The sequence below is a fragment of the Stenotrophomonas genospecies 5 genome (genome assembly GCF_054473825.1).
In genome coordinates this window covers 63,011-86,843 of sequence record NZ_JBTMUW010000003.1, presented here as the reverse complement: position 1 = coordinate 86,843, position 23,833 = coordinate 63,011, and the positions used below count along the sequence as shown (strand labels likewise).

The window sequence follows — 23,833 nt, the reverse complement described above, 5'->3', positions numbered from 1 at the left end:
TCGCGAAAAACGGGAAGCCTAGTGCAGGGCAGGGGCCGGGGCAAGGAAAAGCAGCGTGCGCGCGGCCATCGGCACCGATCGGGCCAGCAACGGCAAGGGGTTGCGGTCGGAACGACGGGTAGAATGGGGCTCGATTCCGGCCCGGATGCGGGCCCGCAGCAGGAGATTCGCATGCACTACCGCCGCCTGGGCTCCACCGGCCTGCCGATATCCGCCCTGTCCTTCGGCGCCTGGGTGACCTTCGGTGACCAGATTCCGCGCGACGAGGCCCGCAACCTGGTTGCCGCGGCCTGGGACCATGGCATCAACTTCTTCGACAATGCCGAGGGGTATGCCAATGGCCGCGCCGAGCAGGTGATGGGCGATGTGATCGCCGACCTGCGCCTGCCGCGCGATGGGTTCTGCGTGTCCAGCAAGGTGTTCTTCGGCAGTGCCAAGGATCCGCGACCGACCCAGCGTGGCCTGTCGCGCAAGCACGTCACCGATGCCTGCCATGCCGCGCTCAAGCGCCTGCGGGTGGACTACCTGGACCTTTATTACTGCCACCGCCCGGATCCCGACGCGCCGATCGCCGAGACCGTGCACGCGATGGATACCCTGATACGGCAGGGCAAGGTGCTCTACTGGGGCACGTCCGAGTGGTCGGCGGCACAGATCCAGCAGGCGCTGGACATCGCCGCGCGACACAACCTGCAGGGGCCATCGATGGAGCAGCCGCAGTACAACCTGCTGCACCGCGAGCGGGTGGAAACCGAATACGCCCCGCTGTATGCGGGGGCCGGCCTGGGCACCACCATCTTCTCGCCGTTGGCGTCCGGCCTGCTCAGTGGCAAGTACGACCGTGGCGTTCCGGCCGACGCCCGGCTGGGCCGCGAGGGCATGGAGTGGCTGCAGGATCTGGTTCTGGGCGCCGATGCACAGGCACGCCTGGCCCAGGTCCGTCATTTCAGCGCGGTGGCACGCGAGCTTGGCCACGCCCCGGCCAGCGTGGCCATCGCCTGGTGCCTGCGCAATCCACAGGTGTCCAGCGTGATCCTGGGCGCCAGCCGGGTCGAGCAGCTGCTGCAGAACCTGCAGGCCCTGGAAGTGCTGGAGCAGATCGACGCCGCCGGCTGGGCCCGGATCGAAGCCGCCTTCGTCTGACCTGCAGCATTTTCCCGCCGGAAGTCGAGCCGTGCTCGACCCCAAGGTCACCGCTGCACGCCATTTGATTCACAAAATCTATCGAATTTCGGATTTCGATCATTAATCTCATCAATCAAATTGAGAATGGTTGTTGATTGTCAACTGAGAATCATTATCATTTAACTCGTCCCTCGCACGAGTCCAGATGCTCATGAACGCTCAACCTGTACTGCTGCGCCCTGAAACACTGACCCTCCGCGATCGTCCGGTCCGCGTCGTTCCGCCGGAAGAGGTCATCGACAGCGAAGCCCTGCTCAAGGGCCGTCGTGAAATCCTGATCCAGCACGGCGATCGCTTCTATCGCCTGCGGCACACCAGCAACGACAAGCTGATCCTGACCAAGTAATGCGGCCTGGTCGCCCGCCTCCCTCCCTCCTGCCGGGCGCCGCCCGCAGGGTGGGCGACCCGACCGCTCCCGCTCTCTCCCCCTCGGTCTACCGCGTGCGCTCCGGCGTGCCGGTGGCCGGGGGTTCCCCTGCCTGACCGAACGAACCCGATGACCCGCCATACCGCCCTTTGCCTTGCTGTCTGGATGGCGCTCCCGCTGTCCGCCCACGCTGCCACCGCCGCGCCCGATGCGCGCGAATTCGATCGCGTGCAGGTCACCGCCACGCGCACCGAGCGCGCAGTGAGTGACGTCGCCGCGACGGTGGACGTGATCGACCGTGAGCAGATGGACCGGCACCTGGTCCAGGACATCAAGGATCTGCTGCGCTACGAGCCGGGCCTGTCGGTCAGCCGCAGCGCCGCGCGCTTCGGCCTGGGCAGCATCCGTATCCGTGGCCTGGACGGCAACCGTGTGCGGGTGCAGACCGATGGCATCGCGATGCCGACCAGCTTCAACATTGGTTCGTTCTCCAACGCCAACCGCAACTTCACCGATCTGGACACGCTCAAGCGCGTGGAGATCGTGCGCGGCCCGGCCAGCTCGCTGTACGGTTCCGATGCGCTGGGCGGCGTGGTCGCCTTCGTCACCAAGGATCCGGCCGATTACCTGAAGGATGGCAAGGACAGCTACGTCGGCCTGAAGTTCGGCTACGACGGTGAATGGAAGGGCCTGCTCGGCGGTGTCACCACGGCGTTCGGCGGCGAACAGTGGAGCGGCATGGTCAACATCAACCATCGCCAGGGCCAGGAAACCGACAACAAGGGTGACGTGCGCAGCAACGACAACACCCGCACCGCCCCCAACCCGCAGGACCGCGACGGTCGCAGCGGCCTGACCAAGCTGGTCTATGCACCGAGCGAGGACCAGCGCTTCCGCCTGACCGTGGAAGGCAACGAAGACAAGACCGAGACCAACGTGCTGTCTTCGATCGACCGTACCACCACCACCGGCATGAAGGCGCGCGACAAGCAGAACCGCACCCGCGTGTCGTTCGCGCATGAAATGGATGCGCTGGACAAAGGCTTCGCCGACAGCCTGCACTGGCAGCTGTATACCCAGCACAGCGAAACCACCCAGATCACCGATGAGGACCGTGCCAACCGCAGCCGTCGCCACCGCGAGTTCAACTTCGACCAGCGTGTGTACGGCCTGCAGGCTCAGTTCAACAAGGCCTTCAGCACCGGCAGCGTCGAGCACGCGCTGACCTATGGCTTCGAGGGTGCACGCACCGAGATCCGCCAGAAGCGCGATGGTTTCCAGGTACTGGCCAACGGCCAGACCAGCACCACCATCCTGCCCGATGCGTTCCCGGTACGCGATTTCCCGATCAGCAAGACCACCGAGCTGGGCCTGTATGCGCAGGATGAAATGCGCATGGCTGGCGGCAAGCTGTCGCTGGTGCCGGGCGTGCGCGTGGACCGCTACGAGCTGAAGCCGGAAGTGGACAACATCTTCGCCGAGGACAATCCCGGCGTGGCGGTGGCGAAGCTGACCAAGACCAGCGTCTCGCCCAAGCTTGGCATGGTCTATCGCTTCACCGACGAATGGTCGCTGTTTGCCGGTTACTCGCACGGCTTCCGCTCGCCGCCGTACAACGACGTCAATCTCGGCTTCACCAACTTCGCCTTCGGCTACACGGCCATTCCCAATCCGGACCTGAAGCCGGAAACCAGTGATGGCATGGAACTGGGCCTGCGCTTCCTGTCGCCGGCTGCCTACGTCAGCGTCAGCGGCTACTACAACGAGTACAAGGACTTCATCGAGTCGCAGTCGCTGGTCGGCACCAATGCGCAGGGCCTGATGGTGTTCCAGTCGCGCAACATCGCCGACGCCCGCATCTACGGCGCTGAACTGAAGGCCGGCGTCGACTTCGGCCAGATCAGCCCGACCCTGCAGGGCTGGGCACTGCGCAGTTCCGTGGCCTGGTCGCGCGGCGACAACAAGACCGAGGACACCCCGCTGGATTCGGTCGACCCGCTGCGCGGCACCGTCGGCCTGATGTACGACACCGATGCCTGGGGTGTCGAACTGGCCGGCACGTTCGTCAAGCGCAAGGACCGCGTCGCCTCGGCCACGGTGTACCGCCCGGCCGTCTATGGCGTGGCCGACCTGATGGCACATTGGAACTTCGCCCCGGGTGCGACCTTCAACGTAGGCGTGTTCAACCTGGGCGACAAACGCTACATCGATTGGTCCAACGTGGGTACGACGCTGTCGTCGACCAGCCGCGTGCTGGATCGCTACACCAGCCCGGGCCGCACCCTCTCCGCCAGCCTTGCCGTGTCCTGGTGACCTCATGAGCCGAGCCTTGTCCGCACGCAGGAATGACTCCATCGCCGCGCCGCACCGCGCGGCATGGCCGACCCCGGCACAGCTGGCCACGCTTGGCACCGTGTTGTGTCTCTACCACGCCGACGGCAACGAGCTTGGCGGCTGGCGCCAGGCGGTGCGCGTGCATGCCTGCCAGGGCGTGGACAGCGAGGGCCTGCGCGAAAGCCTGTGCTTCCTTGACGGCCGTGGCCGCTGCGTGTGGCGCCTGTACCTGCTGCCGGACAGCGATTTCCTGGCCTGGGACCGGTTGGTGGCCGCGCTACCGCCGGGCCCACAGCACGACAGCGACGGCAGTGTCGGTGAACGCCTGTGGCGGCGCCTGGCTGGTCATCTCGGCGGCCAGCGTTGGCGCCTGTGTGCGCTGCGCCTGCATGCCGCCGATGATGGCCGCACCCTGGCGGCCAGCCTGTCGACGCTGTCGTCGCTGGGCGCGGCCACCGCACGCCGCATCGCGCGCCTGGAAGGCGCCGAGGGCGAGCTGGCCATCGACGACTGCTGCTGTGCCGACGCCGCGCGCCGGCCGGCACCACGGATTCCCGGCGACCTGCCGCTGATCCGCCTCTGATCTGTTCCTGATGGAACGCCCGACGGCCACGGATGGCCTCTCAACGAACCTGCAACCCCGAAGGAAGATCCCGATGAAATTCCAGACAGCCAGCGTCCTGCTGTTGCTCGCCGGCAGCGGCGTGGCCAGCGCGCAGCCCTCCGACATCGCCCGCGACCACGACAGCATCCTGGCCATGCAGGGCGAGTACACCGTGGATTTCGCCTTCGACGAAACCGTGCTGCTGAAGCCGGGCTACGAGCGCGCGCCGGCGATGCGCAGCGGCGGCAATGAAATGGTCATCGTGGTCGAGGACACCCCGAAGCGCATCGTGCTGCAACACCTGCTGCTGGACGAGAAGAGTGGCCACATCACCAAGCACTGGCGCCAGGACTGGGTCTACGAGGCCCCGAACCGCTTCGAGTTCAGTGCCGATCAGACCTGGCGGGTGCGCAGCATCCCGGCGGCGGTGAACCAGGGCGCCTGGACCCAGTGCGTGTATGAAGTAAGCGATGCACCGCGCTACTGCGGCACCGGCAAATGGACCTACACCAACAACGTGCCGAGCTGGACCAGCGACCTGAGCTGGCGCCCGCTGCCGCGCCGTGAGTACACCAAGCGCAGCGACTACAACGCGCTGGCGGTGGTCAACCGCCACACGCTCACCCCGAACGGCTGGACCCACGAGCAGTTCAACACCAAGGTGCAGCGCAACGCCGACGGCAGCCAGGTGGAGATCGCGCGCGAGTTCGGCTTCAACGACTACGTGAAGACCACCGAGATCGACTTCACCCCGGCGCGCGACTACTGGAAGGCCACCGCCGGCTACTGGGCCAAGGTGCGCCAGCGCTGGGACGGTTTCCTGACCCAGGCTCCGGGCGTGCACCTGAAGACCAAGCTGGATGGGATGGCGATGATCATTCCGCTGTTCACCCAGGCGCAGGACCTGCAGGATGGCAAGCAGGTGAAGGACGCGCAGATCGACGAAGTGTTCGCCAGGTACGTGGAAAAGGCCCAGTAGGGTCGAGCCATGCTCGAGGCCACAGCCGGATCCACGCATGGCGTGGCCTACCGCAAGGAAGGGTGCCGGGCTTGCCCGGCACGCCTTCCGGGGCGCGCCTTCGTCAGGCCTCGCGCAGGGCCAGGGCGGGCGGGGTATGCAGGATGCGCCGGGTGCCCCACCAGCCCGCCAGCAGGCTCAGCCCGATGCCGACCACGCCGCCCAGCAGCAGGCCCGGCCACGGCGGCAGCAGCGGCAGCTCGAACACCTTCTGCGACACCACCAGCCCGATCACGGCCGTGGCGCCCACCGCCAGCAGCGCGGCGAGCGTGCCCAGTGCCCCGAACTCGACCAGTACCGCACCGCGCAGCTGGCGCCGGGTCGCGCCCAGCGTGCGCAGTACCGCGCTGTCGTAGCGGCGCTCGCCGGCCGTGGCCTGCAGGGCAGCCAGCAGGACCAGCACGCCGGCCAGCAGGCTGAACACCATCACCAGCTGCACCGCCTGCGCCACCCGTTCCACCACGTCGCGCACCTGCGAGATCACCGCATCCACGTCCAGCAGCGACAGGTTCGGCTGTGCACGCACCAGTTCGCCCAGCCCGGCTGCCTGGCCGGCCGGCAGGTGGAATGCCGAGAGCAGGTTGTGCGGGGTGTCGCCCACGGCGTTCGGATTCAACAGCACGAAGAAGTTCGGCCGGAACGTGTTCCAGTCCGCCTTGCGCACGCTGGTCACGGTGAACTCGCGCTGCTGCTCGCCCACGGAAATGCCGATACGGTCGCCGGTCGAGACGCCGTAGCGTTTGGCCCAGCCGGTTTCCACCGAGGCTTCGGGCGCAGTGCTGTCCGCCTTCCAGAAGTGGCCCTCAAGCAGCGTATTGGCCGGCGGGAAAGTGCTGCGCCAGCTGAAGTTCAGTGGCCGGTTCTCGTCGTCGTCCTCGCGCGGGCCGTTTTCCCGCCCCTGGCCGTCCTGCGCCTGGTCCACGCGCACCGGGGGCTTGCCGTTGATCGCGATCAGGCGGCCGGTGGCCATCGGTTCGATGCTGGCATCGGCAGCACCCAGCGCGCGCAATGCTGCCAGCACGCCGTCGCGTTGTTCGGGCTGGATGTTGATCAGGAAGTAGTTCGGCGTGTTCTCCGGCAGGCGCTCGCGCCACTGCTGCAGCAGCCCCGGCCCGGTCACGGCCAGCAGCAGCAGCGCGCACAGCGACAGCGACAGGCCCACCAGTTGCATCACCGCCAGCATCCGGCGGCGGGTCAGGGCGGCCAATCCCAGCCGCCAGTTGCCGTGCAGGCGGTGCTGCAGGCTGCGCAGCACCTGCAGCAGCACAAAGCCGCCCAGGCCCGCCGCTGCGGCGAGAGCGGCCAGGCCACCCAGCACCCACAGGGCCAGCTTCAGGTCGCCGGTCACCTGCACGGCCAGCACCAGGCTGGCCAGCAGGGCGGCGACGTAGGCCAGCAGCGAGGCGGGCGGCAGTGCAGCGAAGGAGCGGTTGAGCACGCGCATCGGCGGCACTCCGCGCAGGCGCAGCAGCGGCGGCAGGCCGAAGCCGAACAGCAGCAACAGACCGATGCCTGCACCGGTCAGCGCCGGTGTTGCCTGTGGCAGCGGCAGGCGCTGCGGTATCAGGCTGCCCAGCACCTGTACCAGGCTTTCCTGCGCGGCCATGCCCAGTCCAATGCCGAGCAGGCAGGCCGGAACGGCCAGCATCAGCAGCTGCAGTGCCAGGCCCAGCAGGATGTCGCGCTGGCGTGCTCCCAGGCAACGCAGGATCGCCACCTGGTCGATGCGGCGCAGGGCGAAGCGGTTGGCGGCCAGCGCGGTGGCAACGCCGGCCAGCAGCACCGCCAGCAGCGCGCTCAGGCCGAGGAAGCGCCCGGCCAGATCGAACGCCTGGCGCACGCCGCGCTGGGTGTCATCCACGCTGAGCAGGCGCATGCCCTTCACCTGTGGCTGCAGCCATTGCCGGAACGCCGCGATCCGGTCGGCCGGCCCGGCGAACATCAGCCGGTAGCTGATGCGGCTGCCGGGACCGAGCAGGCCGGTGCCGTCGACATCAGCGCGATTGACCAGCAACGTCGGCGACAGCGTGAGGAGGTCGCCGCCGGCATCCGGTTCGGCCTCGATGATGCCGGCGATGCGCAGCGTACCGGCGCCGAACTCGAGGTCATCGCCGGCCTTCAACCCCAGCGCCTGCAGCAGGCGGGGATCGGCATAGGCCTGGCCCTGCGGCGGCATGCCGGCATCGTCGATCAGCGCACCACCGGGCGTGCTGCGTACCCGCAGCGTCCCCCGCAGCGGATAGCCGGCCTGTACCGCCTTGATGCTGGCCATCTGGCTGGCATCGCCCTGGAACAGCACGGTGCCGAAACTGGCCATGCGGGTGGATGCCAGTCCCCGCTGCCTGGCCTCTTCGGCGAAGGCGGCCGGCGGGTCGTCACGACCGGCGACGCCGAGGTCGCCGCCGAGCATCTCCGCAGCGCTGCTGGTCAGTGCCAGGTTGACCCGGTTCACCAGCGTGCCGACCGCGGTCATCACCGCCACGCCCAGTACCAGCGCGGCGAACACGGTCAGCAGGTCGCCGGCCAGGGCTTCGCGGCGCAGCGCGCGCCACGCATGCCGCAGCAGGTTCATGCGCGGGCCTCGTGCGCGACCGCCTGCAGGCGGCCGTTGTCGATGCGGTGGATGTGCTGGCAGCGCTGGGCCAGGCGCAGATCGTGGGTGACCAGCACCAGCGTGGTGCCGCTGCCGGCGTTGAGCTCGAACAGCAGGTCGCTGATGTGCTGGCCGGTGCTCTGGTCCAGCGAGCCGGTCGGCTCGTCGGCGAACAGGATGCGTGGCCGGGTGACGAAGGCACGCGCCAATGCCACGCGCTGCTGTTCGCCGCCGGACAGCTGGCGCGGGTAATGGCGGGCGCGATGGGCCAGCCCGACCTGGTCCAGCACGGCGTCCACCCGCGCGCGATCCTCGCGCCCGCCCAGCTCCAGTGGCAGGGCGACGTTCTCGGCGGCGGTCAGCGCCGGCAGCAGGTGGAAGCTCTGGAAGACGAAGCCGACCTCGCGAGCACGCAGCTGCGCGCGGGCTTCCTCATCCAGGCTGGACAGTTCGTGCCCGGCCAGAGCGATGCGACCGCGGCTGGGCAGGTCCAGCCCGGCGAGCAGGCCGAGCAGGGTGGTCTTGCCGGAGCCGGAGGCGCCGACGATGGCCACGCTGGTGCCTTCATGGACCGTCAAAGTGATGTTGTCCAGTATGTGGACTTCACCCTCCGGGCCATGCACGGATTTGCCGACCTGGTCGACGGCGATGGCGACGGGCGCGCTGCGGGGGGACAGGCTGTCGATGAGGAGACTCCAATGCGCAAGACGGGATGGAGCCGGCGAGCCGGCATGATGATGGTGCTGTTGCTAGGGTTCCTGCTGTTGCCCGGGCTGGCCTGTGCCAAAGGTCCGGCCGGTACCGTCCTGGTGCTCGGCGACAGCCTCAGTGCTGCCCACAATATCCCTGCCGATGCCGGCTGGGTCAGCCTGCTGCAGCAGCGGGTCAGGCAGCAGTCGAAAACGCCGGCGCGGATCGTCAACGCCAGCATGAGCGGCGAGACCACCGCCGGCGCCCTGACCCGGCTGCCGGGCCTGCTGGCGAAGGAGAAGCCGGACGTGGTGGTGATCGCTCTGGGGGGCAACGACGCCCTGCGCGGGCTGACCCCGGCGCAGGTGCAGGGCAATCTGGAAAAGATGGTGCAGGCCAGCCAGAAGGCGGGCGCCAAGGTGCTGCTGCTGGGCATCGATGTGCCACCGAATTACGGCCCGGCGTACCGCCAGCGGCTGGCGGCCGCCTACCGCGCGCTGGCCGACCGCTACGCTGTGCCGCTGCTGCCGTTCCTGCTGGAGGGGGTGGCCCTGCAGCCGGGGATGATGCAGGCCGACGGTCTGCACCCCACCGCCCAGGCCCAGCCGAAGGTGCTCGACAACGTCTGGCCCCTGCTCAAGCCGCTGCTCTGAGCAGCGGATCGGACCTCTTGACGGAACTTCACATTGCCTCCACCGTCGATCCGGCATGTTTCACAAAGCTGAAGTTAGAGGGAATCACATGCGTCAGACGAAGGAGACTTCCGGCTTGGTGCTGGTGGTCGAAGACAACCGCAACATCTCCGAGATGATCGGCGAATACCTGGAAGGTCGTGGCTTCGAAGTCGACTATGCACAGGATGGCCTGGACGGCTACCGGCTTGCGGCGGAGAACAGCTATGACGTGGTGGTGCTGGACCTGATGCTGCCGCGGCTGGATGGCATCGAAGTCTGCCGGCGGCTGCGCAACGATGCGCGCAAATCGACGCCGGTGCTGATGCTGACCGCGCGCGATACGCTGGACGACAAGCTCACCGGCCTGGGTTTCGGTGCCGATGACTACCTGACCAAGCCGTTCGCGATCCAGGAACTGGAAGCACGCCTGCGCGCGCTGATCCGCCGCGAACGCCGCCAGGTGGGTTCGGAAGTGCTCAAGGTCGCCGACCTGGTGCTCGATCCGGTCAGCATGCGCGCCACCCGCGCCGGCACCGAACTGCAGCTGTCGCCGATCGGCCTGCGCCTGTTGACGATTCTGATGCGCGAATCGCCGCGGGTTGTCACCCGCCAGGAAATCGAGCGCGAGATCTGGGGCAACGGGTTGCCGGATTCGGACACCCTGCGCAGCCATCTGTACAACCTGCGCAAGATCATCGACAAGCCGTTCGATCGCCCGCTGCTGCATACCGTGCAGAGCGCCGGCTATCGCATTGCCGACATCGCCCAGCCGATGGCCTGAGCAGGGACCGTGCCGGTGCAGCTGCAGGCCCGGTGCGGTAGCGGACGGGCAACAGGGCAGGGGATGACCGACCGGCAGTGTCGGCGGTCATCATCCCTGCACGACCACGGCGCGGTGCGCTGCCTATAATCGCAGCGCTCTGACCGGGACCCCGCAATGCCGCACGGCCTGCCGCGCAAGATCCGTATCGCCTTCATCCTGCAGGCAGTGCTGGCCAGCCTGGGCATCCTGCTGGGCGCATGGCTGGTGTCGCTGGTCATCAAGCACAGCCTGGTCGGTGCAGCGCTGCGCGAGGAAGCGGCGTATTACTGGACGCTGCACGACGCATCCCCGGCACAGCCCCCCCCCAATACGCAGAACATCCGCGGCTACCTGCTGGAAAGCGGCCAGTCCGCGTTGTCGCTGCCGGCCAACCTGCGCGACCTGGAGCCCGGTTTCCACGAACTGCCGGCGGATGACCAGCTGGTCCTGGTCGATGTGCGGCCGGCCGGCCGCCTGTATCTGGTATTCCTGCGCTCACGCGCGGAAATGCTGGCGTTCTGGTTCGGCATCGTGCCGGTGTTGCTGACCCTGCTGGCGGTGTATGGCGCCAGCTGGATCACCTATCGCGCGTCCAAGCGTCTGGTATCGCCGGTGAACTGGCTGGCGCGGCGCGTGTCGCGCTGGGACCCCGGCCACCCCGAGGCAGCCGATCTGGAACCGAACAAACTGCCGGCGGACATGCAGGGCGAGACCCGGCAGCTCGCCGCGGCCCTGCATTCGCTGGCCAACCGGGTCAGCGCGCATGTCGCCCGCGAACGCAACTTCACCCGCGATGCCAGCCATGAACTGCGCACGCCGTTGACGGTGATCCGCGTGGCCAGCGACATGGCGCTGGGGGATGATTCCCTGCAGCCGCGCCTGCGCCGCAGCCTGCAGCGCATCCAGCGTGCCGGGCGTGACATGGAAGCGGTGATCGACGCCTTCCTGATCCTTGCCCGCGAGGCGGATGTCGAGCCGCAGGTCGAGCTGTTCGATGTCAACGACATCGTCCGTCACGAGGTGGACAACGCCAACGAACTGCTGGGTACGCGCCCGGTCGTGGTGCACCTGCACAGCGACGGACCGGTGAATCTGCATGCGCCGCCGCGGGTGCTGCAGGTGGTGGTCAGCAACCTGGTGCGCAACGCCTGCAGCTATACCGACGAAGGCCGCATCGACGTGCATGTGCGCGACGACCGGGTGGTGGTGCGCGACACCGGCATCGGCATGTCTGCCGAAGCCCTGTCGCGCGCGTTCGAGCCGTTCTACCGCGCCGAACCCAGTCGCCCGCAGGGCACCGGACTGGGCCTGTCGATCGTGCGCCGGCTGTGCGATCGCTTCGGCTGGAAGGTCAGCCTCTCCAGCGAACCCGGGCAGGGAACCGAAGCCACCGTGATTTTCCGCTAGAGGGCTTTTGCCGGGTCAGAAGCGGGCATTCCGCGGAATGGCAGGGGTAGCGCCGGGCCATGCCCGGCGTGCGCAGTGTCTCAGTCGCAGGTCACCTTCGGTGCCAGCGCGCGGGTCCAGATGGCATATCCGGCGGGCGTCATGTGCAGCATGTCCTCACGGAACAGCGCGCGATCAGGCTGGCCGTCGGCGCCCAGCATCGGCGTGTAGATGTCGGTGAAGCCGGTGTTGGGCAGCCTGGCCAGCGCCGCCTTGACCAGCGTGTTGGCCTCGTTGATCGCCGGCAGCAGGTGCGCCCGTGACGGGCTGGGCTTGATCGACACGTATTCCACCCGGGTCTTGGGCAGGTCGCGATGCACGCGCTGCACGAAGGCGACCACATCGTCGCGCACCTGCACGGCGCTGCGGCCGCTGTTGAGGTCGTTGTCGCCGGCGTACAGGAAGACCTTGCACGGCGCGTACGGGATCACGATCTGTCCGGCATACCAGGTGCTGTCCCGGACTTCCGAGCCGCCGAAGCCCCGGTTGAACACCGGCTGGCCGGCGAAATCGGCCGCCAGGCTGTCCCACATCCGGAATGACGAACTGCCAATGAACTCGATGCCACCACGAGGCGGCGGGGCGACCTTGTCGGCGGCGGCGAAGGCGGCCATGTCGGCGGCCCAGGCCACGTTGGAGACCTGCTCGGGAACGCGGGGCGACGGCGAGGGAACGCGTGCCAGCGCCAGCGGCGCAAGGGTCAGCAGGCCCAGCATCAGCAGAGCGGGACGGCGGTGGGACATCGTGCACTCCAGGCAGGAAGGAGGGAGCCATCATAGGAGGCGGGCGCGGCCCGCGCTTGTCCCCGGCAGGCCATTCGGCCCGGCCGCGCGGAGTATGGCCGGCGGCCTTGTGGCAAAATGGCGACTGTCTGCCCATCCCTGTGCACCCATGACTCCCTGCCGTGCGTCTGAGCGGTCGCTGCGCCGCGCCCCCGTTGCTGGATGCTCCACCCGTGGCTGACCAGTTCGGCCACATGCCGCGCGGCCCGCGCCGCATCTTCCAGGCCGCGCGCTGGTCCTGGCAGGGCCTGCGGGCTGCCTGGCTGCATGAGTCCTCGTTCCGGCTGGAGGTCTACCTGCTGGTCCTGCTGACCCCGGTGGCGATCTGGCTCGGCCAGACCCCGGTGGAGCGCGCGCTGCTGATCGGCTCGATGCTGCTGGTGCTGGCGATGGAACTGGCCAACTCCGCCATCGAGGCCGTGATCGAGCGCTACGGCAGCGAGATCCACGAGCTGGCCGGGCGCGCCAAGGACATGGGTTCGGCCGCCGTGTTCGTGCTGATGATGAACGTGCTGCTGTGCTGGGCCCTGGTCGTGGTCCCGCATGCACTGGCCGGCCGCTACGGCTGAACCCCCATTCCCCAACTGCCTTGAAGAGTTTCCATGTCCTTTGAGTTCCTCGCCGACCCCAACGCCTGGGTGACCCTGTTCACCCTGAGCGCACTGGAAATCGTGCTCGGCATCGACAATCTGGTGTTCATCTCCATCGCGGTCAGCAAGCTGCCGGAAGAGCGCCGTCCCTTTGCGCGCAAGCTCGGCATCGCCGTGGCCTGCATCACCCGTATCGCACTGCTGGTGTCGCTGGCCTACCTGGCCCACATGTCCGCCAACCTGTTCACCGTGGCCGGCATGGGCATCTCCATCCGCGACCTGGTGCTGATCGTGGGTGGCCTGTTCCTGATCATCAAGGGTTACATGGAGATCAAGGAACTGATCACCGGTGGCGAAGACGAGAATCCGGCGACCAGCAAGGCGTCGGGCGTGTTCGGCATGGTCATCCTGCAGATCGCCATCATCGATATCGTGTTCTCGCTGGACTCGGTGATCACGGCCGTCGGCATCGCCGACCACATCCCGGTGATGGTCGCTGCCATCCTGCTGTCGGTGCTGGTCATGCTGCTGGCGGCCAATCCGCTGGGGCGCTTCATCGACGCCAACCCGACGGTGAAGATGCTGGCGCTGGCCTTCATCCTGCTGATCGGCGCGGTGCTGATCCTGGACGGCCTCGACGTGCATGTGCCCAAGCCGTACATCTACGCCGCGATGGGCTTCTCGGTGCTGGTGGAATGGTTGAACCTGCTGATGCGCCGTCGCGCGCGCGACCACCACGTGCCGGGCGCCGGCGACTGGTAAAGCGTATGACCTCGAACCCCCGGCCCGGCCGGGGGTTCTGCTTTGCGGGCCACCGCGTCCGCCGGGCATGGCCCGGCGCTACCGGCGTACGCCACGCCTCGGGCAACGCCGGGCCATGCCCGGCGGGGGCTTTTGCCTGCAATGCCGGCGTACACCTTCACTTGTGAACCCGCATCAACAGTGTTTTCCCCGGACAAGGCTTAATCCGGTGCGGCAAAGCGCGCAGGCTACGCGCTCCCGATTCCCGCCCCCCAGGAAGTCCCCCATGAAGTCCAGAGCCGCATTGTTGGCGCTTGCCGTCGGCGCCTTCGCCATCGGCACCACCGAGTTCGCCCCGATGGGCCTGCTGCCGGTCATCGCCGACGGCGTAGGGGTTGGCATTCCCACCGCCGGCATGCTGATCACGGCCTACGCCATGGGCGTGATGCTGGGCGCGCCGGTGATGACGCTGCTGATGGGGCGGTTCGGCAAGCGCACCGCGCTGATGCTGCTGATGTCGATCTTCGTGGTCGGCAACCTGCTGTCGGCGCTGGCGCCGAACTATGGCCTGCTGCTGTTGTCGCGGCTGGTCACCAGCCTCAACCACGGTGCCTTCTTCGGTATCGGTGCGGTGGTCGCCGCCAGCCTGGTACCGAAGGACAAGCAAGCGGCGGCGGTGGCCACGATGTTCATGGGCCTGACCATCGCCAACATCGGCGGCGTGCCGCTGGCAACCTGGGTCGGCCAGCAGCTGGGCTGGCGCCTGTCCTTCGCCGGCACCGCAGTGCTGGGCGTGGTGGCGATCATCGCGCTCGGCCTGGCCCTGCGGGCCTCGGCACCGGGTCCGCGCCCGGACGTGCGCCGTGAACTGAAGGCGATCCTGCAGCCGCAGGTGCTGCTGGCCATGGCCACCACGGTGCTGGGCGCCGGTGCCATGTTCACCTTGTACACCTACGTGGCGCCGGTGCTGACCGAGCTGACCGGTGCCTCCAATGCCTTCATCGCGATGTCACTGGCGCTGATCGGTATCGGTTTCACCATCGGCAATGGCATCGGCGGGCGCATGGCCGACTGGTCGCTGGATGGCGCTACGCGGATCCTGCTGGCGGCGCTGGCGGTGTTGATGTTCGTGCTGCCGCTGGCCTTCATGAATCCCGTGACCGCAGCGCTGGGTGTACTGCTGTTCGGCGCGGCGACTTTCGCCATCGTGCCGCCGCTGCAGATCCGGGTGATGGAAGCGGCCACCGAGGCGCCGGGCCTGGCGTCGTCGATCAACGTGGGCGCGTTCAACCTCGGCAATGCCGTGGGTGCGGCGCTCGGCGGTGCGGTGATCGGCTCGGGCCTGGGCTACGCGGCCATTCCGGTGGCCGGTGGCCTGCTGGCGGCGGCGGGCCTGCTGCTGGCGTGGCTGGGGCGACCCCGCACTGCGGTGGCCGAAGCCTGCTGAGGGGTGTTGGATTCCGGCAGGGCTTGCAGCCCTGCACCCGCCGGATCAACGTCAACGTCAACGGCAAAAGCCTGCATTCCGTGGGTTGGTGGGGTGGGTCCGGTTGAGGGGGACGCTGTAAGTACCCCTGCGGGGCCCGGCCCATTCCCGCGATCTGTCGCAACGGCGTTCCTCTCTGGTAGGTGTCGACCTTGGTCGACACGAATGCCTGAAGAACCGGCTTTTGCTTTTGATTTTTTTCTTTTGATCTTCCCGCGGTGCGCAGGAAACCGTATGAGGCCGGGCGGGTGGGCGTGGCGGGGGTATCCGCGCCATGGATGGCGCGGATAAGCCTCCCGGGACGGATTCACGGCGTCCCCCGCCATGCCCACCCGCCCGGACTACTCAGGCGATCCCTGAGCATGGCCACCGCGGAGGGGGCGGCGCCCGATGGCCGGTCTTTCACCCGAACCATGGCATGCTCGGCGCCAAGCCCACCCGGAACCTCCGCCATGCGCCTGTTCACCCGTGTCCTGCCCCTGATGCTGCTGGCCTCCCTGCTGTCCGGCTGCGGCTACAACGCGATCCAGCAGAAGGATGAAGCGGTCAAGGCCAGCTGGTCCGAAGTGCTCAACCAGTACAAGCGCCGTGCCGACCTCGTGCCCAACCTGGTACAGACCGTGAAGGGCTTCGCCAGCCAGGAAGAGCGCGTGCTGGCCGAAGTCACCAACGCCCGCTCGCGTGTCGGCCAGATCAACGTCAACGCCGATGACGAAGCCTCGCTCAAGCAGTTCCAGCAGGCCCAGGGCGAACTGGGTAGCGCGCTGTCGCGGCTGCTGGTGGTGACCGAGAACTATCCGGTACTGAAGTCCGACCAGAACTTCCGCGACCTGCAGGCCCAGCTGGAAGGCACCGAAAACCGGATCACGGTTGCGCGTGGTCGTTACATCCAGCAGGTGCAGGACTACAACACCTACATCCGCTCGTTCCCGCAGGTGATCACCGCAAAGCTGTTCGGCTACAAGACCAAGCCGAACTTCACCGTGGACAACGAAGCGCAGATCTCCAACGCACCGGCCGTCGATTTCGGCAACGCGCCGCAGCAGCAGCCGGCACCGCAGCCGGGCCATTGAGCCATGCGTCTGGCGACGGCACTGCTGGTCATGCTGCTGTGGCTGCCGCTGGCCGGCCACGCACAGTCGCTGGCGCCCATCCCCGCGCTGGACTCGCCGGTGGTCGACACCACCGGCACGCTGGACGCCGCGCAGAAGCAGGCGCTGGTGCAGCAGGCGCTGGACCTGCAACAGCGCAAGGGCAGCCAGCTGCAGGTGCTGGTGGTGCCCACGACGCAGCCGGAGGACATCGCGCAGTACACGACGCGGGTCTTCGACCAGTGGCAGATCGGCCGCAAGGGTGTGGATGACGGCGTGCTGCTGGTGGTGGCCAAGGATGACCGGCGTGTGCGCATCGAGCCGGGCTATGGTCTTGAAGGCGCCATCCCCGATGCCATCGCCAACCGCGTCATCCAGGAATATCTGGTGCCACGCTTCCGCAGTGGCGACTACGCCGGCGGCATCACCGATGCCACCGCCGTACTGGTCGGGCTGATCGACGGCGAGTCGCTGCCGGCGCCGGTCAGTGGCCAGCGCGGGCGGGAGGCCGACGGCGGTGGCGATACCTGGATCCTGGCGTTGTTCATCGGCGTGTTCGCAGGCACGGTGCTGCGGGGCGTGTTCTCGCGGGTGCCGCGGCCGGTGCGCGGGCTGCTCGGAGGTGCGGGTGCGGCGGTTGCTGCCTTCCTGTTCACCTCCACCCTGCTGGCCAGTGGCCTGGCCGGCGTTGTCGGGCTGGTGGTGGCGATGCTGTCCGGCCATCCCGGCCGCTTTGCCGGCGGCAGTGGCTGGGGCGGCGGCAGCTGGGGCGGCGGTGGTGGTTTCGGGGGCGGCGGCGGTTTCGGCGGTGGTGGCGGCTGGGGCGGCGGCGGCGGCCGTTCCGGCGGCGGTGGTGCTTCGGGAGGTTGGTGATGATCCGTCGTCTTTGCCGTCATCTGTTCTCGCCCTCGGTACGACGGGCGTTTCCCCCCGCCACGCTGCAGGCGATCACCGCGGCCATCGCTGCCGGTGAGCAGCGCCACGGCGGCCAGGTGATGTTCGCTGTCGAAGCCGACCTGCCGCTGCACGCGGTCTGGCGCGGAATCACGCCGCGCCAGGCGGCGGAGCAGGCGTTCGCCCACCTGCGCACCTGGGATACCCGGCACAACAACGGCGTACTGATCTACCTGCTGCTGGCCGACCACGCCATCGAGATCGTCGCCGACCGGGGCCTGAGCGACCGGGTCAGCGCGGCGCAGTGGCAGCGGGTGTGCACCCACCTGCGCGAAGGCCTGCGCGGCGCCAGTCCGGTGGATGCGCTGCGCGATGCGATCGACGAAGTCTCCAGCCTGATCGAAGGGCACTTTCCGGCCTCGACGCGGTCGGAGGATGACGCGCTCCCGAATGCGCCGCAGATCCTGGGCTGAGCCCCGGTCCCGGGCCGGGTCGGGGCGCTAAAATACCCGTACTCCTGCCAGGCGTCTTCCATGATCTATTTCCACGACATCGACCCCATCGCCCTCTCGCTGGGGCCGATCAAGGTGCATTGGTACGGCATCATGTACCTGCTGGGTTTCACCGCCGCCTGGCTGCTCGGTCGTCGCCGGATCGCCGCCGGGCGCCTGCCCGGCGTCGATGCCAACGGATTCTCCGACCTGTTGTTCTACGCCATGCTGGGCGTCGTGCTGGGCGGGCGCATCGGTTACATGCTGTTCTACGCGCTGGGCGATTTCCTGCACAACCCGCTGCTGTTGTTCAAGGTATGGGACGGCGGCATGAGCTTCCACGGTGGCCTGCTGGGCGTGCTCGGCGCCTGCTGGTGGTGGTCGCGCAAGCACAGGCTGCACTTCTTCGACACCATGGACTTCATGGCGCCGCTGGTGCCACTGGGCCTGGGTTTTGGCCGCATCGGCAACTTCATCGGCGCAGAGCTGTGGGGCAAGTACACCGACGGCAGCTGGGGCGTGGTGTTTCCGTCCGGCCTGCCGGCTCCGCTTAACCAGCTTGACCACGCGACCCTGCAGGCGCAGTTCGCGACCGGCGCGCTGAACCAGTACGCACGCCACCCCTCGCAGCTGTATGAAGCCTTCCTCGAAGGGCTGGTGATGTTCGTGGTGCTGTGGGCGGTGTCGGCCAAGCCACGCCATCGCTATCTGGTGGGGGGGCTGTTCGCGCTGATGTACGGTGTCTTCCGCTTCGCGGTGGAATTCGTGCGCATGCCCGACAACGGCATCTACGTAGCGTTCGACTGGCTCACCCGCGGCCAGATCCTCAGCCTGCCGCTGATCGCGCTGGGCCTGGTGCTGCTGGCGATGTCGCGCCGCGCACCGGTACTGCAGCCGCAGCCGCTGGCGGTGGAGGGCAAGGCATGAAGGCCTACCTGGACCTGCTCTCGCACGTGCTGGAGCACGGGACGGAGAAGAGCGACCGCACCGGTACCGGCACCCGCAGCGTGTTCGGCTGGCAGATGCGCTTCGACCTCAACGAAGGTTTCCCGCTGGTCACCACCAAGAAACTGCACCTGCGCTCGATCATCCACGAGCTGCTGTGGTTCCTGAAAGGCGATACCAACATCGGCTACCTGAAGGACAACCAGGTACGGATCTGGGACGAATGGGCCGACGGCAACGGTGATCTTGGCCCGGTGTACGGCAAGCAGTGGCGCAGCTGGGCCACCGCCGATGGTCGCGAGATCGACCAGATGCAGTGGCTGGTGGACGAGATCAGGCGCAATCCCGATTCGCGGCGGCTGGTGGTCAGCGCCTGGAACGTGGGCGAGCTCTCGCAGATGGCGCTGATGCCCTGCCACAACCTGTTCCAGTTCTACGTGGCCGATGGCAGGCTCAGTTGCCAGTTGTACCAGCGCAGCGGCGACATCTTCCTCGGCGTGCCGTTCAACATCGCCAGCTATGCGCTGCTGACCCATATGGTTGCGCAGGCGACCGGCCTGGGCGTCGGCGACTTCGTGCATACGCTGGGCGATGCGCACCTGTACTCCAACCATTTCGAGCAGGCCCGCGAGCAGCTGGCGCGCGAACCGCGCGCGCTGCCGAAGCTGTGGTTGAACCCGGACGTGACCGACCTGTTCGGTTTCCAGTTCGACGACATCCGCATCGACGGCTACGACCCGCATCCGGCGATCAAGGCGCCGGTGGCGGTATGAGTATCCGCCTGATTTCCGGGAGCCTGCTGGCGCTGTGCGGCATGCTGCCGCTGGCCATGGTGCAGGCCGGACCGGCCGATGCGCTGTCGTTGGCCAGGCAGGTCAATGAGCAGATCGTGCACACGCACATGCGCGAGGAAGTGCATGCGTTCGCCGGGGCATTCAACGGCAGCACCATGATGCCCCCGGATGTCCCGGAAGGATGCCGGGCGCAGATGCGTGAGGCGGTAACGGGCATGTACACGGCAATGACCGACCACCTGAAGGCCGGTATTGAGGATCCGGCCTATCAGCGCACGCTCGAGCAGCAGCTTGCCAACGTCTATTCCAGCGACCAGTTGCAGGCGTTTCTGGCACGTCGTGCCAGCACCGATACCGCCGCGCTGTCGGCAGAGATCCTGTCAGGACCGGGCCTGAAGGATATCGAAGAGGCGCAGAAGCAGAAGATCCTGGGTGGCCTGGACGAGCAGTCCACGTCCAGCCCTGCGCTGGCTGCGGCGTTGCAGGCCGCCAGTGCAGCGAACGCTGCCTGCGAACGCCTGCAGATCGATGCCAACTGAGGAGGTCGCAGCATTGAAGCTTTCGATGATCGTGGCGCTGGATCGCAACCGTGGCATCGGCCAGGGCAATGCCATGCCCTGGCACCTGCCGGATGACTTCAAGCACTTCAAGGCGCTCACCCTGGGCAAGCCGATCCTGATGGGGCGCAGGACGGCCGAGTCGATTGGCCGCGTTCTGCCGGGGCGGACCAACCTGGTGCTGACCCGCAGCGGCCAGGTGCCGTTCGAGGGCATGCGCGCGGTGGCCTCGCTGGACGAAGCGAAGGCGATCGCTGCAGGCGAGGGTGCCGGTGAGCTGTGTGTCATCGGAGGCGGCGAGATCTTCCGCCAGCTGCTGGACCAGGCCAGTGACCTGTACCTGACCTGGGTCGATGCCGAAGTGCCGGCCGACACCCATTTCCCGCAGGTGGACCCGCAGCTGTGGCGGGAAACAGGCAGTGAGCCGCATCCGGCCGACGAACGCCACGCTTATGCGTTCCGCTTCGCGCATTACGTGCGCCGCTGATCGCCGTGCACCTGTAGAGCCGAGCCATGCTCGGCTCCCTGAGGGCTCAGCCCTGCGGCGGCGTGCCGGTGCTGTTGCCGCCACCCGTACCGCCACCACCACCACCACCGCGCCGACGGCGGCGACGTGGGCCGCGGTTGCCCGGGTTGGCAGCGGTGTTTCCGCCGCCCTGTTCCTTGCCCTGTGCCGCAGCGGTAGACCGCTCGTGGGCCGGTCGCGCCGGCGGCCGGGCATTCGGAACCGGAGCAGGTACATCGCGGCCAGGCACCTGCACCACGCGCAGCTCATCGGTATCGAGCTGGATCGCGGTCAGCTTGCCGCCCCATACCGCGCCGGTATCGATGGCGTGCACGCCCTGGGTGATGGTCAGGCCCAGCGCCGACCAGTGGCCGCATACGACCTTCAGGTCGCGCTCGACCCGGCCGGGCACTTCAAACCACGGATACAGTCCCTGTTCCTGCGTGCCCGGCGTGCCCTTGTCCTCGATGCCGATGCGTCCGCGCGGAGTGCAGTAGCGCATGCGGGTGAGCACGTTGATGATCGCCCGCGAACGGTCGTAGCCGGACAGGTTCGGTGCCCAGCTTGGCTTGTCGCCATACATGTTGCGGAACAGCTTGCGGTAGCCCGCGCCGTGCAGTTGCACTTCGACTTCGGCCGCATGCTTTTCGGCCATCTGCGTGGTCCATTTCGGCGCCAGGCCGGCGTGCACCATCATCCAGCCCATCTCGCGGTCCACATGCACCAGCTTCTGCAGGCGCAGCCAGTCCAGCAGTTCGTCACGGTCCTCGGCCTGCACGATGCGCAGCAGGTCCGGATTGACCTTGCGCTGCTCTTCCTCGGTGCGTGCACCGACCGCCAGCAGCGAAAGATCGTGATTGCCCAGCACGACCACGCTGTGCTCGCGCAGCGAATGCACCAGCCGCAGCGTTTCCAGGGATTGACCACCGCGGTTGACCAGATCGCCGCAGAACCACAGGGTGTCCTGCGCGGGGTCGAAGCGGAGCTTCTCCAGCAGTCGCTGGGTCACGTCATAGCAGCCCTGCAGGTCGCCGATCGCCCACACACTCATCGTCCGGCCTCCGTGTCAGTGCAGGGTACGTGGGATGGCCAGCACGAACGGTGCGACCGGCGCGGCGAATTCGGTGCCGTCATCGGCGACCATGTCGTAGTGGCCCTGCATGGTTCCGTGATCGGTCGCCAGCATGACACCGGACGTGTAGTGGAAGTCTTCACCGGGACGCAGCCGCGGCTGCTCACCGATCACGCCTTCGCCATCGACGTGCTCGACGCGGCCGTTGGCATCGGTGATGCGCCAGTGGCGCGCGACCAGCCGCGCGGCCACCCGGCCCTGGTTGTGGATGCGGATCGTATAGGCGAACGCATAGCGGCCGTCTTCCGGCACGGACTGGTCATCGAGGAATCGCGGTGCGACCTCGACGGAAATGGCGTAAACGTCAGCGTCTTCCATACCGGCAGTGTAATCAGGAGGCATTGGCCAAGGCGATGAATTCGGCCACGTCCAGCTGTTCGGCACGGGCGTCGGGGCGCACGCCGGCAGCGGCGAACTGGTCGGCCGACACCACGTTGTTCAGCGCGTTGCGCAGGGTCTTGCGGCGCTGGCCGAAGGCGGCCTTGACTACTTCGGCGAAGCGGGCGTGGTCATGGATGCCGACGGTGGCCGGATCATGCGGCACCAGCCGCACCACGGCCGAATCGACCTTCGGCGGCGGCCGGAACGCACCCGGCGGCACCACGAACAGCGAGGTGACGGTGCAGTAGGCCTGCAGCATCACGCTGAGGCGGCCATACACCTTGCTGCCGGGACCGGCTGCCATGCGGTCGACCACTTCCTTCTGCAGCATGAAGTGCATGTCGCGGACCACGGCGGCATGTTCCAGCGCATGGAACAGGATCGGCGAGGAGATGTTGTACGGCAGGTTGCCGACCAGACGGATCGGCTGTCCGGCCGCCAGTTCGGTGAAGTCCACGCGCAGCACGTCGCGGTGGACGATGGTCAGCTCGCCCAGCGGCTCGGCGGCAGCGGTCAGCGGCGCGATCAGGTCGCGGTCGAACTCGATCACCGTCAGTGACGGATGCACGCGCAGCAGCGGCAGCGTGATCGCTCCCTGGCCGGGGCCGATCTCGACCAGACGGTCACCGTCCTTGGGATTGACCGCCATCACGATCTTGTCGATGTAGTGGCGATCGGCCAGGAAATGCTGGCCAAGCTGCTTCTTGGCCGGGGCGGTGAACACCGGGCCGGAGGGGGAATGCGGGGAATTCATGCGCTCAGTGTACGTTGCCGCGCAAGCTGCGCACACAGCGTCGTTGCCGCCTGCAGGCTGGATGGATCGGCAATGCTGAGGCCGGCCAGGTCCAGCGCGGTACCGTGATCGACAGCGACGCGCGGGTAGGGCAGGCCCAGGGTCAGGTTCACGGCCTGCTCGAAGCCGGAGTACTTCAGCACCGGCAGGCCCTGGTCGTGGTACATGGCCAGGACCGTATCGAAACCTGCCAGCTTGCCTGGCAGGAACGCGGTGTCGGCCGGCAGCGGCCCGACCAGATCCATGCCTTCAGCGCGCAGGCGCTGCAGCAGCGGGATGACCAGATCCAGTTCCTCGCGGCCGAGGTGACCGTCTTCACCGGCGTGCGGGTTCAGGCCGAGCACGGCGATGCGCGGCGATGCCAGCCCGAACTCGCGGCGCAGCGCGGCGTGCACGGTGCGCAGGGTGTGCTCCAGGCCGGGCGCGGTGATCGCATCGGCGACCTCACGCAGCGGCAGGTGGGTGGTGGCCAGGGCCACGCGCACGATGTGATTGGCCAGCATCATCACCACCTTCACCCCGGCCTGGTCGGCCAGCAGTTCGGTGGTGCCGCTGTAGGCGATGCCGCCCTCATTGATGACCGCCTTGTGCACCGGGCCGGTGACCACGCCGTGCAGCTCGCCCGACAGGCAGGCCTGGCCGGCGCCGAGCAGGGCGCCGATGACCGCGCCGGCATTGGCCGGATCGGCGTGGCCGAAGCGGCTCGGGACGGCATTGGCCACGACGCGCAGACGCAGGTCGCCCGGGAAGCGGGCTTCCGCCTTCTCGGGCAGCAGTTGCAGGGGCAGGTCCAGCGCGGCGGCGGCTGCGCGCAGGGTATCCGGGTCGGCGAAAGCCAGCAGCCGGCAATCATCGCGCGGCTGCTGGATCAGGCGGATGCACAGCTCCGGGCCGATCCCGGCGGGCTCGCCCGGTACCAGAGCGAGCTCGGGGCGCAT

25 protein-coding genes are annotated in these 23,833 nt (G+C 67.7%); 18 read left to right on the top strand and 7 right to left on the bottom strand.

All coding sequences use genetic code 11. The features are described from left to right. Positions 1 to 171 precede the first annotated feature (171 nt). The 5 genes from ACX9OW_RS17485 (at position 172) to ACX9OW_RS17465 (ending at position 5,469) form a co-directional block, all read left to right on the top strand. Positions 172 to 1,143 carry a potassium channel beta subunit family protein gene (locus ACX9OW_RS17485; RefSeq protein ID WP_459062621.1) on the top strand — a complete coding sequence of 324 codons (972 nt, stop codon included), beginning with the start codon at positions 172 to 174 and terminating at the stop codon, positions 1,141 to 1,143. Positions 1,144 to 1,336: 193 nt separating this feature from the next. Continuing rightward, positions 1,337 to 1,531 carry a hemin uptake protein HemP gene (hemP, locus tag ACX9OW_RS17480; protein WP_005412278.1) on the top strand — a complete coding sequence of 65 codons (195 nt, stop codon included), beginning with the start codon at positions 1,337 to 1,339 and terminating at the stop codon, positions 1,529 to 1,531. A gap of 150 nt (positions 1,532 to 1,681) precedes the next feature. After that, a complete protein-coding gene (locus tag ACX9OW_RS17475; protein WP_459062620.1) occupies positions 1,682 to 3,865 on the top strand; it encodes a TonB-dependent hemoglobin/transferrin/lactoferrin family receptor in 2,184 nt (727 codons plus the stop codon). A gap of 4 nt (positions 3,866 to 3,869) precedes the next feature. Next, on the top strand, positions 3,870 to 4,469 hold the full coding sequence (locus ACX9OW_RS17470) for a ChuX/HutX family heme-like substrate-binding protein (RefSeq protein ID WP_106550134.1): 600 nt from the start codon (positions 3,870 to 3,872) through the stop codon (positions 4,467 to 4,469). Between the two features lie 73 nt (positions 4,470 to 4,542). Further along, positions 4,543 to 5,469, top strand: a complete 927-nt coding sequence (locus tag ACX9OW_RS17465) for a DUF6607 family protein (RefSeq protein ID WP_053516420.1) — start codon at positions 4,543 to 4,545, stop codon at positions 5,467 to 5,469. Positions 5,470 to 5,572: 103 nt separating this feature from the next. On the opposite strand, the gene ACX9OW_RS17460 is transcribed toward ACX9OW_RS17465, so the two are convergent. Further along, a complete protein-coding gene (locus ACX9OW_RS17460) occupies positions 5,573 to 8,080 on the bottom strand; it encodes an ABC transporter permease (protein ID WP_065175797.1) in 2,508 nt (835 codons plus the stop codon). Beyond that, positions 8,077 to 8,724, bottom strand: coding sequence for an ABC transporter ATP-binding protein (locus ACX9OW_RS17455; protein WP_080375229.1), 648 nt, complete (start codon positions 8,722 to 8,724; stop codon positions 8,077 to 8,079). Before ACX9OW_RS17455 ends, ACX9OW_RS17460 begins: the two co-directional genes overlap by 4 nt. A gap of 75 nt (positions 8,725 to 8,799) precedes the next feature. On the opposite strand from ACX9OW_RS17455, the gene ACX9OW_RS17450 reads away from it, so the two are divergent. From ACX9OW_RS17450 to ACX9OW_RS17440, 3 genes are all read left to right on the top strand, one after another. Next, complete coding sequence (locus ACX9OW_RS17450; protein ID WP_053516417.1) at positions 8,800 to 9,444, top strand: arylesterase; 645 nt, start codon at positions 8,800 to 8,802, stop codon at positions 9,442 to 9,444. Positions 9,445 to 9,532: 88 nt separating this feature from the next. Continuing rightward, a complete protein-coding gene (locus ACX9OW_RS17445) occupies positions 9,533 to 10,246 on the top strand; it encodes a response regulator transcription factor (protein WP_002811889.1) in 714 nt (237 codons plus the stop codon). A gap of 156 nt (positions 10,247 to 10,402) precedes the next feature. Continuing rightward, entirely contained in the window at positions 10,403 to 11,674 is a 1,272-nt protein-coding gene (locus tag ACX9OW_RS17440; protein WP_053516416.1) for a sensor histidine kinase, read from the top strand. A gap of 80 nt (positions 11,675 to 11,754) precedes the next feature. Here ACX9OW_RS17440 and ACX9OW_RS17435 read toward each other — a convergent pair whose 3' ends face one another. Continuing rightward, a complete protein-coding gene (locus tag ACX9OW_RS17435) occupies positions 11,755 to 12,456 on the bottom strand; it encodes an SGNH/GDSL hydrolase family protein (RefSeq protein WP_065182787.1) in 702 nt (233 codons plus the stop codon). A gap of 212 nt (positions 12,457 to 12,668) precedes the next feature. On the opposite strand from ACX9OW_RS17435, the gene ACX9OW_RS17430 reads away from it, so the two are divergent. The 10 genes from ACX9OW_RS17430 to ACX9OW_RS17385 all read left to right on the top strand — a co-directional run bounded on the left by ACX9OW_RS17430 (position 12,669) and on the right by ACX9OW_RS17385 (position 20,571). Continuing rightward, positions 12,669 to 13,064 carry a diacylglycerol kinase gene (locus tag ACX9OW_RS17430; protein ID WP_053516413.1) on the top strand — a complete coding sequence of 132 codons (396 nt, stop codon included), beginning with the start codon at positions 12,669 to 12,671 and terminating at the stop codon, positions 13,062 to 13,064. A gap of 33 nt (positions 13,065 to 13,097) precedes the next feature. Next, positions 13,098 to 13,847, top strand: a complete 750-nt coding sequence (locus ACX9OW_RS17425; RefSeq protein ID WP_004144462.1) for a TerC family protein — start codon at positions 13,098 to 13,100, stop codon at positions 13,845 to 13,847. 265 nt (positions 13,848 to 14,112) lie between these two features. Next, positions 14,113 to 15,273 carry an MFS transporter gene (locus ACX9OW_RS17420; protein ID WP_459062619.1) on the top strand — a complete coding sequence of 387 codons (1,161 nt, stop codon included), beginning with the start codon at positions 14,113 to 14,115 and terminating at the stop codon, positions 15,271 to 15,273. Between the two features lie 491 nt (positions 15,274 to 15,764). After that, positions 15,765 to 16,385, top strand: coding sequence for a LemA family protein (locus tag ACX9OW_RS17415; RefSeq protein WP_459062618.1), 621 nt, complete (start codon positions 15,765 to 15,767; stop codon positions 16,383 to 16,385). A 3-nt stretch (positions 16,386 to 16,388) separates the two neighbouring features. After that, positions 16,389 to 17,276, top strand: a complete 888-nt coding sequence (locus ACX9OW_RS17410) for a TPM domain-containing protein (RefSeq protein WP_414488135.1) — start codon at positions 16,389 to 16,391, stop codon at positions 17,274 to 17,276. Further along, positions 17,276 to 17,770, top strand: coding sequence for a TPM domain-containing protein (locus ACX9OW_RS17405; protein ID WP_128990593.1), 495 nt, complete (start codon positions 17,276 to 17,278; stop codon positions 17,768 to 17,770). The genes ACX9OW_RS17410 and ACX9OW_RS17405 overlap by 1 nt, the downstream gene beginning before the upstream one ends. A gap of 60 nt (positions 17,771 to 17,830) precedes the next feature. Next, positions 17,831 to 18,715, top strand: coding sequence for a prolipoprotein diacylglyceryl transferase (gene lgt, locus ACX9OW_RS17400; protein WP_065182837.1), 885 nt, complete (start codon positions 17,831 to 17,833; stop codon positions 18,713 to 18,715). Continuing rightward, a complete protein-coding gene (locus ACX9OW_RS17395) occupies positions 18,712 to 19,506 on the top strand; it encodes a thymidylate synthase (RefSeq protein ID WP_193396228.1) in 795 nt (264 codons plus the stop codon). The genes lgt and ACX9OW_RS17395 overlap by 4 nt, the downstream gene beginning before the upstream one ends. Beyond that, complete coding sequence (locus ACX9OW_RS17390) at positions 19,503 to 20,066, top strand: hypothetical protein (protein WP_239519830.1); 564 nt, start codon at positions 19,503 to 19,505, stop codon at positions 20,064 to 20,066. The genes ACX9OW_RS17395 and ACX9OW_RS17390 overlap by 4 nt, the downstream gene beginning before the upstream one ends. Positions 20,067 to 20,079: 13 nt before the next feature. Then, entirely contained in the window at positions 20,080 to 20,571 is a 492-nt protein-coding gene (locus tag ACX9OW_RS17385) for a dihydrofolate reductase (protein WP_459062617.1), read from the top strand. 46 nt (positions 20,572 to 20,617) lie between these two features. Here ACX9OW_RS17385 and ACX9OW_RS17380 read toward each other — a convergent pair whose 3' ends face one another. Genes ACX9OW_RS17380 through pdxA form a run of 4 tightly spaced genes read right to left on the bottom strand, consistent with a single transcriptional unit; the run spans position 20,618 to position 23,833 of the window. Next, positions 20,618 to 21,640 carry a symmetrical bis(5'-nucleosyl)-tetraphosphatase gene (locus ACX9OW_RS17380; protein ID WP_065176227.1) on the bottom strand — a complete coding sequence of 341 codons (1,023 nt, stop codon included), beginning with the start codon at positions 21,638 to 21,640 and terminating at the stop codon, positions 20,618 to 20,620. A 15-nt stretch (positions 21,641 to 21,655) separates the two neighbouring features. Next, a complete protein-coding gene (gene apaG / locus ACX9OW_RS17375; RefSeq protein WP_053519676.1) occupies positions 21,656 to 22,039 on the bottom strand; it encodes a Co2+/Mg2+ efflux protein ApaG in 384 nt (127 codons plus the stop codon). Between the two features lie 13 nt (positions 22,040 to 22,052). Beyond that, entirely contained in the window at positions 22,053 to 22,856 is an 804-nt protein-coding gene (gene rsmA, locus ACX9OW_RS17370) for a 16S rRNA (adenine(1518)-N(6)/adenine(1519)-N(6))-dimethyltransferase RsmA (protein WP_459062616.1), read from the bottom strand. Next, a complete protein-coding gene (gene pdxA / locus ACX9OW_RS17365; RefSeq protein ID WP_459062615.1) occupies positions 22,853 to 23,833 on the bottom strand; it encodes a 4-hydroxythreonine-4-phosphate dehydrogenase PdxA in 981 nt (326 codons plus the stop codon). Before pdxA ends, rsmA begins: the two co-directional genes overlap by 4 nt.

Bases quoted from the DNA above. Each gene is read 5' to 3' on its own strand.
- rsmA (WP_459062616.1), bottom strand. From the start codon at position 22,856: ATGAATTCCCCGCATTCCCCCTCCGGCCCGGTGTTCACCGCCCCGGCC.
- ACX9OW_RS17425 (WP_004144462.1), top strand. From the start codon at position 13,098: ATGTCCTTTGAGTTCCTCGCCGACCCCAACGCCTGGGTGACCCTGTTC.
- ACX9OW_RS17475 (WP_459062620.1), top strand. From the start codon at position 1,682: ATGACCCGCCATACCGCCCTTTGCCTTGCTGTCTGGATGGCGCTCCCG.
- ACX9OW_RS17405 (WP_128990593.1), top strand. From the start codon at position 17,276: ATGATCCGTCGTCTTTGCCGTCATCTGTTCTCGCCCTCGGTACGACGG.
- ACX9OW_RS17485 (WP_459062621.1), top strand. From the start codon at position 172: ATGCACTACCGCCGCCTGGGCTCCACCGGCCTGCCGATATCCGCCCTG.
- ACX9OW_RS17380 (WP_065176227.1), bottom strand. From the start codon at position 21,640: ATGAGTGTGTGGGCGATCGGCGACCTGCAGGGCTGCTATGACGTGACC.
- ACX9OW_RS17415 (WP_459062618.1), top strand. From the start codon at position 15,765: ATGCGCCTGTTCACCCGTGTCCTGCCCCTGATGCTGCTGGCCTCCCTG.
- ACX9OW_RS17460 (WP_065175797.1), bottom strand. From the start codon at position 8,080: ATGAACCTGCTGCGGCATGCGTGGCGCGCGCTGCGCCGCGAAGCCCTG.
- ACX9OW_RS17390 (WP_239519830.1), top strand. From the start codon at position 19,503: ATGAGTATCCGCCTGATTTCCGGGAGCCTGCTGGCGCTGTGCGGCATG.
- hemP (WP_005412278.1), top strand. From the start codon at position 1,337: ATGAACGCTCAACCTGTACTGCTGCGCCCTGAAACACTGACCCTCCGC.
- ACX9OW_RS17435 (WP_065182787.1), bottom strand. From the start codon at position 12,456: ATGTCCCACCGCCGTCCCGCTCTGCTGATGCTGGGCCTGCTGACCCTT.
- ACX9OW_RS17440 (WP_053516416.1), top strand. From the start codon at position 10,403: ATGCCGCACGGCCTGCCGCGCAAGATCCGTATCGCCTTCATCCTGCAG.
- ACX9OW_RS17445 (WP_002811889.1), top strand. From the start codon at position 9,533: ATGCGTCAGACGAAGGAGACTTCCGGCTTGGTGCTGGTGGTCGAAGAC.
- ACX9OW_RS17420 (WP_459062619.1), top strand. From the start codon at position 14,113: ATGAAGTCCAGAGCCGCATTGTTGGCGCTTGCCGTCGGCGCCTTCGCC.
- ACX9OW_RS17410 (WP_414488135.1), top strand. From the start codon at position 16,389: ATGCGTCTGGCGACGGCACTGCTGGTCATGCTGCTGTGGCTGCCGCTG.
- lgt (WP_065182837.1), top strand. From the start codon at position 17,831: ATGATCTATTTCCACGACATCGACCCCATCGCCCTCTCGCTGGGGCCG.
- ACX9OW_RS17395 (WP_193396228.1), top strand. From the start codon at position 18,712: ATGAAGGCCTACCTGGACCTGCTCTCGCACGTGCTGGAGCACGGGACG.
- ACX9OW_RS17465 (WP_053516420.1), top strand. From the start codon at position 4,543: ATGAAATTCCAGACAGCCAGCGTCCTGCTGTTGCTCGCCGGCAGCGGC.
- pdxA (WP_459062615.1), bottom strand. From the start codon at position 23,833: ATGCGCCCCGAGCTCGCTCTGGTACCGGGCGAGCCCGCCGGGATCGGC.
- ACX9OW_RS17450 (WP_053516417.1), top strand. From the start codon at position 8,800: ATGCGCAAGACGGGATGGAGCCGGCGAGCCGGCATGATGATGGTGCTG.
- apaG (WP_053519676.1), bottom strand. From the start codon at position 22,039: ATGGAAGACGCTGACGTTTACGCCATTTCCGTCGAGGTCGCACCGCGA.
- ACX9OW_RS17470 (WP_106550134.1), top strand. From the start codon at position 3,870: ATGAGCCGAGCCTTGTCCGCACGCAGGAATGACTCCATCGCCGCGCCG.